The sequence below is a fragment of the Arthrobacter sp. Y3223166 genome, from assembly GCF_059090935.1.
Window position 1 is genome coordinate 1 of the sequence record NZ_JBNHGE010000090.1, and the last position, 1481, is coordinate 1481.

The following is a 1481-nucleotide window of genomic DNA, read 5'->3' on the forward strand; positions in this document are numbered from 1 at the left end:
TGGATCGAAGGACTTAACGGCGACTGGCTCATTTCCCGCCAGCGCTTCTTCGGCGTGCCGATCCCGGTCTGGTACCCGCTGGACGCCTCCGGCAACCCCGACTACGACAACCCGGTGGTGCCCTCCGACGAGATGCTGCCGGTGGACCCGGCCGCTGACCCCGCTCCGGGCTACGAGGAGTCGCAGCGCAACCAGCCCGGCGGCTTCATCGGCGACGCCGATGTGTTCGACACCTGGGCCACGTCCTCGCTGTCGCCGCAGATCGTGGGTAAGTGGAGCCGGGACGAGTCGTTCTTCAACAACGTCTTCCCGTTCGACCTGCGCCCGCAGGGCCACGACATCATCCGCACCTGGTTGTTCTCCACCGTGGTGCGCGGCGACTCGCTGAACAGCTGCGCGCCGTGGAAGCACGCGGCGCTCTCCGGCTGGATCCTGGACCCGGACCGCAAGAAGATGTCGAAGTCCAAGGGCAACGTGGTGGTCCCCACGGACGTGCTGGACCAGTTCGGCGCGGACGCGGTGCGCTACTGGGCGGCTTCCGCCAAGCTGGGTGCGGACACCGCCTACGAGGTCGCGCAGATGAAGATCGGCCGCCGCCTGGCCATCAAGCTGCTGAACGCCTCCAAGTTCGTGCTGAACCTGGGTGCCACCGAGGCTTCGGTTCTTGCCGAGGACGACGCCGTGGTTACCAACCCGTTGGACAAGTCGCTGCTGGGTCAGCTGGCCGAGGTGGTGGAGACCGCGACGGCCGCGTTCGAGAAGTACGACCATGCGCGCGCCCTGCAGGTCACTGAGAGCTTCTTCTGGTCCTTCACCGACGACTACGTCGAGCTGATCAAGGACCGCGCCTACGGTGCCGCCGGCGAGGCGGAGCAGGCCTCGGTCCTGGCCACGCTGGCCACCACGCTCGACGCCCTGCTGCGTCTCTTCGCACCGTTCCTGCCCTTCGCCACCGAAGAGGTCTGGAGCTGGTGGCGCGCCGGCTCTGTGCACCGCGCCGAATGGCCGACGATGGCGGGGCTCGCCTCAATTGCGTCCGCCGCCGACACGGGGCTGCTCGGGACGGTCGGTCAGGCGCTGGGCGGCATCCGCAAGGCGAAGTCCGAAGCCAAGGTCAAGCAGCGCACCGAGGTCCTCACCGCGACCATCACCGGATCGGCCGCACAGGTGGCCCAACTTGAGGCAGGGCTCGGCGACCTGAAGGCCGCCGGCAATGCGCGCGAAGTCCTGCTGAGCGAGGCGGAGGGCGAGCTGACCGTCGCGAAGGTCGAGCTGGCGGCCGCCGAGGCACCGGCCGAGTAGCAGGGCCACGGCCGGTCGAGCAGCAGAGGCTTGGCCGGCCTGGTAGCAGAGGCTTGGCCGGGCGGGTAGCTGGGTCAGGGCCTGCCCACTGGCTGGCTCCAGGCCGTTCGGCAGCCGGTTCCGGCCCGTTAACGAGGGGAAGCCCCATCAGCGTTTCGCCGTTGGTGGGGCTTCGACTC

At 68.7% G+C, this 1481-nt stretch carries 1 protein-coding gene; it reads left to right on the forward strand.

Annotation, left to right across the window (positions count from 1 at the left end):
• Positions 1-1302, forward strand: a 1302-nt coding sequence (locus AC5RUH_RS16665) for a class I tRNA ligase family protein (protein WP_494129154.1), incomplete at its 5' end; no start/stop codon positions are given.
• Positions 1303-1481: the final 179 nt, after the last annotated feature.